5 protein-coding genes are annotated in these 5235 nt (G+C 51.3%); 4 read left to right on the top strand and 1 reads right to left on the bottom strand.

All coding sequences use genetic code 11. The features are described 5' to 3' along the window. Positions 1-71: 71 nt before the first annotated feature. Positions 72-896 carry a class I SAM-dependent methyltransferase gene (locus INT22_RS07010; protein ID WP_193067942.1) on the top strand — a complete coding sequence of 275 codons (825 nt, stop codon included), beginning with the start codon at positions 72-74 and terminating at the stop codon, positions 894-896. A 44-nt stretch (positions 897-940) separates the two neighbouring features. Beyond that, a complete protein-coding gene (locus INT22_RS07005) occupies positions 941-1510 on the top strand; it encodes a hypothetical protein (RefSeq protein ID WP_089037869.1) in 570 nt (189 codons plus the stop codon). On the opposite strand, the gene INT22_RS07000 is transcribed toward INT22_RS07005, so the two are convergent. Further along, positions 1507-3405, bottom strand: a complete 1899-nt coding sequence (locus INT22_RS07000) for a monovalent cation:proton antiporter-2 (CPA2) family protein (protein WP_193067941.1) — start codon at positions 3403-3405, stop codon at positions 1507-1509. The two genes, INT22_RS07005 and INT22_RS07000, sit on opposite strands and share 4 nt — an antisense overlap. Positions 3406-3523: 118 nt before the next feature. Here INT22_RS07000 and INT22_RS06995 point away from each other — a divergent pair, with 118 nt between their 5' ends. Continuing rightward, on the top strand, positions 3524-3817 hold the full coding sequence (locus tag INT22_RS06995; RefSeq protein ID WP_038485152.1) for a Trp family transcriptional regulator: 294 nt from the start codon (positions 3524-3526) through the stop codon (positions 3815-3817). Positions 3818-3819: 2 nt separating this feature from the next. After that, positions 3820-5235: anthranilate synthase component I family protein (locus INT22_RS06990; RefSeq protein ID WP_193067940.1), on the top strand; the 1416-nt coding region annotated here is incomplete at its 3' end.

Below are 5235 nucleotides of genomic sequence, written 5' to 3'. Positions count from 1 at the left end.
TTATTAAACAAAAAACCCAGCCCACCGGCTAATGGTCGGCGTTAATTTTTGTAAGGTATTGAGACACCAACATGTCCACTCAACAGCGGCTAGCCGAGCACTACCACCAAGGGTTGCGCGATGACGCTATCCTTAACCAAATCCGTACCCACTACCCCGATGGCCCAACGCTTCACCAACTTGCCCCGCTAGACCAGCTACATATCGGTGGTATTGCCGCCTCTAAAAAGCTGCTTAACCTACTTGATCCTTCACAACATACAAAGGTGCTTGATATAGGCTCAGGCTTAGGCGGATTAATGCGCCAAGGGGCAGCGCTAGGTTTTCAACTTACCGGTTTAGATATCACCCACCGCTTTAACGTACTTAATCAGGCACTGACTGACTTGTCGGCTTCTCCGGCAAATTCGTCACTTAGCTGGGTTACCGGAGATGCCTGCGCACTGCCTTTTCCAGAGCGCACATTTGATGCCGTACTATTTCAGCACAGCCTGATGAACATGCCCGACCCCGCCCGCGTTATTGCCGAAAGCCGACGTGTGCTCCGTCCAGGCGGCAAGCTTGTCATGCATGAAGTCGTTAGTGGTAAAAACTTTGCCGAATTGCGCTACCCGGTTCCTTGGGCAGCATCGCCAGAGCATTCACACTTGCTTTCGAGGACAGAACTGACGGACTTGCTGGCGGCAAATGGCTTTCAGCTTCAGCACAGTGAAAATTGGAGCAGCACTGCGCTTGAGTGGCGTCAGCGGCAGCGCCAAAAAGAGCAAGCTGACACCATCGCTGTGCTCTCACCCCAATGGGTATTTGGCGAGCGCTTTTTGCAAATGGGTAAAAATCTGCTAGAAAACTTATCAAATAACGCAATTAATGTGGTAGAAATCAGCGCCCGTTGCTAGGCTGATTAAGATAACTTCCTTAGCCAGGGACACGAGGAACGCCAATGAAACGCTTGGCAAGCACCCTGTTGTGTAGTTTTGCTGGCTCCATGCTGCCATTGATGGGCTGTTTAGCCAGCAGCGGAGAGACCGACCTCGCCTATGCAGCTCCGAACAGCGAGTTTATGGCCCTGCGCAACGGTGTTGTTCTAGAAGGCAGTGACTTAAGCAGCCTCGATAGCTACACTACAGGTTTCCGCTTTTCGGCAGGTTTTAGCCCATGGCAATTACCGCAGCTGGATATTGGTGCTGAAATTGCCTACCGCGAAAGTGAAGAAGTTCCCATCACCTCCAGTGCTGACCCCCTCATCATGGATACTCTCAGCTTAGGCGGAGCGATCGTCGCAGGCGTGCGAATGGGCGCCTTCAGCGTTTACGCTAAGTCTGGCCTCACCGAGTGGCGTGGCGAAACCGATCAGCCACTGGCCGACGACGGCGGCACCGCCTTCCTGCAAGGCTTTGGCGCCACCATGACCATCAATCGTTTGGTAAGCCGCGTAGAGTACGAACGCATCGATGCCCCGACCCTCAGCCACCTCAATATGTTGAGCGCTTCCCTGCACTTACCGTTTTAGCGGTTTTCTGCGGATGCCTGTTCAGGCGGCGTCCATACGGGTTCTTCAGCTTGATTTGACTCATCCCAACCGTAGCGCATTGACCTACTCAGCGCTTCTTCCAGTTTCATAAACAGTTCGCCGTAACGTGGGCTAAAGCTAATCCCCTCCTCAATCTCTTTCCAGGCCTCAAACAGCTCATCTTCATGGGCACTTTCGTGTTGCTCAAACGAGTCGATCATCTGCTTAGCACGCATAGGGTGTACGCCCATAGCCGTTAACGTATGGCCGCCCAGCTCTAGCGCAGAGTGATAAACCTCTCTGGTTACATCGTCAGCCCCTGCTTCGCGAAGCTGATATCCATGGCCACGGTCAAATGCACGCGCTAATACCCAAACGTTGGGATGGTAATGTTTGACGTGCTTCACCATATCAACAGCGCGATCGCGATCATCAATCGCTACCACCATCACTCGCGCATGCGCAATACCCGCGGTTTCTAGAAGATCTGAACGACTGGCATCGCCAAAGTAGCTTTTAATCCGAATATGGCGGAGGAGTTCAATTTGCTCAATTTCGAGGTCCAAAGCCACGATGGGAATGTTATTGGCGCGCAACAAACGACATACAATCTGTCCAAAACGACCGACACCGGCGATGATCACTGGCGCTTGCTCTTCGATCTTATCGGCATCGCGCGTAGCGTTTTTAGCTGTTTGGTAGCGCGGCAGTACTAAGCGGTCGTAGGCAATAAACAACAGCGGCGTCGCAAACATGGAAAACGCGACAACCAGCGAAAGTAATTGCGACACATCAACAGGAATAACGTTGCTCTGCACGCTGTAAGTTAACAGCACAAAGCCAAATTCCCCTGCCTGCGCAAGGCTTAACGTAAACAACCAGCCATTGCTATTACGAACCCGGAACAACATGGCTAACCCGAACAGGATAGTGCCCTTTACGACAATTACGCCAAGCACTAATACCAATACGGTTGGCCACTGCGACGCGAATACCTGAAAGTCGATGCCAGCCCCAACCGTGATAAAAAACAGTCCGAGCAAAAGCCCTTTAAACGGTTCGATATTGGCCTCAATTTCGTGCTTGAATTCGCTATTAGCGAGTACGATACCGGCTAGAAACGCGCCAAGCGCTGGAGATAAATTGACACCCCCCATCAGCGCTGCAATGCCAATAACCAGCATTAAAGCGGCAGCTGTAAACACCTCTCTCAAGCCAGAAGAAACCACGTAGCGAAACAGCATCGGTCCAAGGTAATGCCCACTAATAATGACGATCCCGATAGCCCCAACCACCACCAGCCCGTGGAGCCATCCAGGCATATCCTCGACAAGGCTAAGGCTGCTATGTTCAGCGTAACTACCACCTTCTCCCATTAGTTCGGGCAGCGCCAATAGTGGGATCAACGCCAACATCAGGATCACCGCGATGTCTTGAAATAGCAGCACCGAAAACGCGCTGCGTCCGCCTTCAGTTTTCGTGAGTCCTTTTTCGTTTAGGGTTTGCAGCACAATAGCCGTTGAGGAAAGCGCGAAAATCAAACCGACGGCCAAGGATGTTTGCCAGGCAAGTCCCAGCCACCAAGCAACAGCGGTACCTGCAGCGGCTGTTATCAGCACCTGTAAACCACCCATCCCTATCAAGCTTACCCGCATGGCCCACAGCCCTTTTGGGTCGAGCTCCATACCGACTAAAAACAGCATCATCACCACACCAAACTCGGCGAAGTGCTGAATCGTCGTAGTTTCCTGACCGACTAATCCCAGCATTGGGCCTATCACCACCCCAGCGACCAAATAACCGAGCACCGAACCAAGCCCAAACCGCTTGGCAAGGGGGACAGCGATTACCGCTGCAATGAGATAGATAAACGCTTGAATAAAATAGTCGGTCATCGGGCTTCCTCAAATTAACACGAATGGCTTGACTTCATTGCGTAATAGGGTACCGTACTAGTACGTTAGTACAGCAACTTATTTCCTTACTTTTGTGGCAATACGGTGAACTCACTTTATGTCATTTGATGATGACCATCAGGCTGATTTAGTACGCTATTTACTTGCCATTGATTCGCCAGAAGCAATGGACGAAGCACTAGCCAGCCTGTTAACGCCCGCAGAGTACCAAGAAATCTGCAAACGCCTACAGATTTTTAAGCTTTTGCGTGAAGGAGTCCCCCATCGAAAAATCGCGGAAATCCTGGGCGTCGGTATTGCCACGGTATCCCGCGGTTCGCGCGCTTTAACCACGTTACCCTCTTCAACGTTACCTTCATCACTACCGTCACCCACTTCACGGACCGATTAATCATGACGACGACTACGCCTGCTTCATCAGGCCCACAGCCTTTTACGCTGTCGCGCAAGCCTCACTATGTCACCCTGGCGGCGGACTGTGACTTTTTTGCTCTATTTCAAAAAATTGAACGCCAATTTGATACCTGCTACATGCTGGAATCACTAGGCGAAGATAGCCATATGGCGCGCCACTCGATTATTGGCTTTGACCCTGAGTACACGCTTTACGCCAATGGCGGCACGTTAACTATTGAAGATCGTGACGGTAATTCAAACCACTATCCAAGCGATAACCCTTATGAGCTGCTGCGCAGCTTGATTCCGCAGAATATTATTTCTCGTAAGTATGCGGGTGGGCTAAGTGGTTATCTTGGTTATGACGCCATGCAATACTTTGAGCCTTCGTTATCGTTGAAAGCTAGCGACGATTTCGACACGTTTCGATTTGGCCTTTATAAAGATGGTTTGATCCTCGACAAAATGACCGGGGAGGTGACCTATTTTTATTACGACAACAGTCGCTACGCGTTTCTGCAAACCTTGATCGACGCTGATGATATCTCCCCAGGCGAGCTGCATATTACTGCGCTGGGCGACACCATGAGCCGCGAAGAGCACGCCGAAGCGGTGGCCAAGGTGAAGCAGGACATCATCGACGGTAAGGTTTTCCAGTGCGAAGTCGGCTTTAAAAAGCGCTTTAGCATTAAAGGCGATACGCTAGCGCTCTACGATCAGCTACGCACCATTAACCCATCGCCACAGATGTACTACGTGAAATTCGGCGAGCAGAAGCTGATTGGCGCAAGCCCCGAGCTTCTATTCAGGCTTCGCCAAGGCGAGATGGAGACATTCCCACTGGCAGGCACCACTACACGTGGCAAAACCCCGCAAGAAGACACGCAGCTAGCTCGTGCGCTACTCAACGATCCCAAAGAGATTGCCGAGCACAATATGATTGTGGACCTACACCGCAATGATATTGGCCGAGTGGCGCAATTTGGCACGGTGAAAGTACGTAGCCTGATGGACATCAAACGCTTTAGCCACGTACAGCATATCTCCAGTGAAATTGTTGGCATTATTGCCGAAGGCGAAGACATGTTTACATCGCTTGCCAGCAACTTCCCTGCGGGCACACTGACGGGCGCGCCAAAAATCGAAGCAATGAAAATTATCGATGACTTGGAAACTGACGGTCGCGGCCCTTACGGCGGCGCGGTTGGTCAATTCTCATTTAACGGCGATTGCACCTTTGCGATTCCCATTCGTACCGTCTTTGTAAACGGTGAAAGTGCTTACGTGCAAACTTGTGGCGGCAACGTGTTTGATAGTAACGCCGAAGATGAGTACGAGGAAATACGCCGCAAATTTGCAGGCACCCGCAAAGCCCTTGCTCCTTTTATGAGCGCGGATATGGACATGGAGAGC

Origin of the sequence: Halomonas sp. 3D7M (assembly GCF_014897885.1) — a bacterium.
Classification (GTDB): Bacteria; Pseudomonadota; Gammaproteobacteria; order Pseudomonadales; family Halomonadaceae; genus Vreelandella.
Note: the sequence above shows the minus strand (reverse complement) of the source record. Positions and strands in the feature narration are given on the sequence as shown.

Coding starts and splice junctions, on each gene's coding strand:
- INT22_RS07010 (WP_193067942.1), top strand. CDS start 72: ATGTCCACTCAACAGCGGCTAGCCGAGCACTACCACCAAGGGTTGCGC.
- INT22_RS06995 (WP_038485152.1), top strand. CDS start 3,524: ATGTCATTTGATGATGACCATCAGGCTGATTTAGTACGCTATTTACTT.
- INT22_RS07005 (WP_089037869.1), top strand. CDS start 941: ATGAAACGCTTGGCAAGCACCCTGTTGTGTAGTTTTGCTGGCTCCATG.
- INT22_RS07000 (WP_193067941.1), bottom strand. CDS start 3,405: ATGACCGACTATTTTATTCAAGCGTTTATCTATCTCATTGCAGCGGTA.